Here is a 3,754-nt window from a genome sequence, read left to right as displayed (position 1 = left end):
AAAAGAATGTCAAAAAAGTAAAAAGTAATTTTTTCATAAGATAAATTTTAAATTGTTATTATATTTTGAGGGTGCTTTCGAAATTTCCTACAACGGTTGGGTATTTATGCAGGCGGGATAAAACTACGAAAACTTTATACTTGCTAAAACTTAATTAATCGCTAAAATCTTCGATGAAAACTTCAGACACGCTTGTATAAATACCTTGTTATACGGCGTTTTTTTATTCAATTTTTTCACCAAAAATGAAAAATGTGAGTACAGCGCCTTTGATAAAATCATTATAACTCATGCTATTATCGTAATTTTGATTTTGTAATTCGAAGTAATATTCATCTGGATGCTTAATTCTATAAACTTCTTCTTCTAAAGTATTCAACATCTTTGTAGAATAAGGAAAAACCCGAAGCTTAAATCTTCTTGTTTGTGGATTGGGATTGAGCAAACGTAGTTCTTTAATGCAACAAATAGAAATTTTAGAATCTGCGTTAAATAAACGAGGATCCAACAGTCCCTGTAAAATGATTAATTTTCCTTTTTGTTCAATCCTACCAAACCTTATTTTTTTATTTTTGTCTAATATTACTTCGTTAGATTTAATTTTAATTTAAAATTTTTTGAACTTAGGATATTCCTGTCTTAGAAGATTTCTTGCAAATATTTCGGTAGGAGTTTTATATTGTATGTCATCTAAAAATTCTTCCTGTCCAAAAACATTAACAGAAATTATAACCGTTAGTAAGATTTTTAAAATTGTTCTCATAAAATGACGTATAACGGTTGGGTATTTCTGTTGGCGGGACTTATTATAACAAGTCTTTGTAAATATATCAAATTGAACAATTAGCTAAAATCTTAATGCTAGGAACTTCCGCCCCGCTAATTGAAATACCTTGTTATCTACAGGCATTATTGAAATTTTGTGAGTGAATTCCAGTAATTGCCCATCTGACCTCTTCCCTCCATGTATTTCCGGTCTATAAATTTGGGCATTTTAACTCTGTTTCTTTCAGTCATCTTTTCCTTAATGTACTTGAATTTTGGAAAAGGTTCAAAAATATGATTCCAGTTTGAATAATATCCAAACATCCACTCGAGTTCATAATCGATTATATTTTGCGAGAGTTTTTCATTTAAAGTATTTAATACTTTTTCGATTTTTTCTTTATCAAATCCATTTAATCCTGTAAAACATTGTGGCTCGCATGATGAATACCAATAAAGAAAAAGGCATCTTTTTAATGCTTCTAATTCATTTTTGTGAAGTATAACATATGAATTAAATATTTTTTTATAGTCTTCGAAAACACCCTGTTTTTTTAATATAATATTTTTTTCTTCGATTAATCCAACGACACTTTCAACTTTTCTCATCAAGTCATTTTCTTGTTTTGATAAATCAATTATATTCATTGCTATTTGCTTGTAGATAACGGTTGGGTATTTATGCAGGCGGGATAAAAATACGAAAACTTTCTACTTGCTAAAAACTTAATTAATCGCTAAAATATTCGATGAAAACTTCCGACCCGCTTGTATAAATACCTTGTTATCTGCAGTAATATTTAGTGGCTATATATTTCGCTTTGAGATGTCAACTTAAAATTTTCAATACTTGATAGAAATTCAGTTTTGATATTTTCGTTAAAAGCAAAAATATTAAATCCTAAATCTTCAAGATTGATGAGACACCAATTTTTGCTTTCAGGAAATAAATAAATGCTAGCATCGTATCTAGTTTCCTGCATCTCACCTAAAAATTCTTCGGCCGAAACTTTAAATAATTTATCTTCCAATCCGTATCTGTAATAATCTTCCCAATAAAGAAAAAGATTGTCTTTCTCAGGAAGGTGATTGACGATTAATGATAAACTTTGAAAAATCTCACTGTCAAGAACTCTGATTGCTCTTGAGTTCCATGGCAATTTGTAATCATTTTTGTATTCATGAAAGGGAATTTTAAATTTATTGAAAAGTTCTTTCGATTCGATCTCGGTAAAGCCATTGTCAGAATCTTCATAAATCTGTGGAAATTTTTGCCAAATTCTCCTGTTGTGATTAAGTTCGTTTGGCGATTCTGCTTTTGTAATAATATCTTCAAACGGAAAATCCTTAATAATTCCGACTTTCCATTTTATTCCGATATAATGATCAAAATTTGGTAGAAAATTTGAAATTTTTAATGGATGACCTTTAATTTCGTAATAGTCAATTGCAGATTCAAGCCAGTAAATTAATTCAGGTAATTCTATTTTTTGCACAATTGTGGATTTATTGCAGATAACGGTTGGGTATTTATGCAGGCGGGATAAAAATACGAAAACTTTATACTTGCTAAAAACTTAATTAAATCGCTAAAATCTTCGATGAAAACTTCAGACCCGCTTGTATAAATACTTTGTTATCTGACGTTTTTATTTATATGTTATTTTATTACCACGAACCGTTTCTTCTATCTTATAAATTTTATAATCTTTATCGTAATAATATTTTCCGAAGTCTAAAACATAACCCGTTGGATTCGTAAAAAATAAATGTCTGGAATATATTCCATTCCCCTCCATTTTATAAATCTCCGTTCCTTTTTTCCAATAGTTTATTCCGGTAGTGTCAATTATGTTTTCTATTATTTGCGGATCTTTAGTGAGAAAAACAAAGGAGTTTTCGTCGATACTATCTTTTTTGTCTAGATTAAAATAATTGTAGTATTTATCTTTAACTTTCAGAAGAACACAGTCAACTTCGAATTTCTTCATATTGTCGTTAAAACGCGAAATAATTAAAAACTTCGGTTTAGAATAATTAAGTCTATATGGCTCTGTCTTAATTTTTATAGAATCTCCATTTTCTTTTAACAGATGATAATATTCTTTATCTGGCTTTAAATCGTAAACATTTTTTTTACTTTTTTCACAGTTGTAAAGCAAAAAAAATAATAATAAAAAACCTAGACTTCTCTTCATAAACGCTTTTTAAAAATGGCAGATAACGGTTGGGTATTTATGCAGGCGGGATAAAAAAACGAAAACTTTGTACTTGCAAAAACCTTAATTAATCGCTAGAATCTTCGATGAAAACTTCAGACCCGATTGTATAAATACCGTGTTGTAGGCAGTTTTTTTAATATATTTCAAATTCCTCTGGAAACGCATCTTGATAATTTGACTTAGAATTAAGTATTTTTCTAAATTTTGTATAGTATTTAAATTCAAAACTGTTCCCCAATTTAGAGTCAGCGTAGACTGTGTCACATTTTTTAAGACCAACTTTGCCTTCATAGGTCAATTTGTTAATTCTACTAACATAAGTTATTTTAGAATCTTCATCATAATTTTTGATGCATTGACAGAAGTTATTTGGTGAAATAGTTTTTAGTGAATCTATTTCCGAGTTGCTTAAACTTATTTTAACAATTTCGTCGGGGTCCGAATAAGTTTTACGAACGTACTGGTTCAATTCGCTATTGAAAGTGTCTTTTCTCCACGGATAATTGAATGATTCCGTTGTAAATAAAAAATCTTTTTGGGTAAAGTTATTTGCAGAATTGCATCCTACAAATATTAATAGAAATATTAAATTTTTAAAATTAAATTTCATTTAACATACTTTTTTTAAAATTGCCTACAACGGTTGGGTATTTATGCAGGCGGGATAAAAATACGAAAACTTCATACTTGCTGAAAACTTTATTAATCGCTAAAATCTTCGATGAAAACTTCAGACCCGCTTGTATAAATACCTTGTTGTAGGAAGT

General features: G+C 29.1%; 4 protein-coding genes. All 4 read right to left on the bottom strand.

Annotated features, from left to right (window positions below; translation table 11 throughout):
- Positions 1-223: 223 nt before the first annotated feature.
- A complete protein-coding gene (locus ACZ9HT_RS16890) occupies positions 224-445 on the bottom strand; it encodes a hypothetical protein (RefSeq protein ID WP_476041667.1) in 222 nt (73 codons plus the stop codon).
- Positions 446-909: 464 nt separating this feature from the next.
- Positions 910-1,374: a hypothetical protein gene (locus tag ACZ9HT_RS16885; protein ID WP_476041666.1), complete on the bottom strand. Its 465-nt coding sequence runs from the start codon at positions 1,372-1,374 to the stop codon at positions 910-912.
- 191 nt (positions 1,375-1,565) lie between these two features.
- A complete protein-coding gene (locus ACZ9HT_RS16880; RefSeq protein WP_476041665.1) occupies positions 1,566-2,261 on the bottom strand; it encodes a hypothetical protein in 696 nt (231 codons plus the stop codon).
- 153 nt (positions 2,262-2,414) lie between these two features.
- A complete protein-coding gene (locus ACZ9HT_RS16875) occupies positions 2,415-2,963 on the bottom strand; it encodes a hypothetical protein (protein ID WP_476041664.1) in 549 nt (182 codons plus the stop codon).
- Between the last annotated feature and the right edge of the window lie 791 nt (positions 2,964-3,754).

The sequence above is a fragment of the Chryseobacterium sp. UYP7 genome (assembly GCF_056279225.1).
Note: the sequence above shows the minus strand (reverse complement) of the source record. Positions and strands in the feature narration are given on the sequence as shown.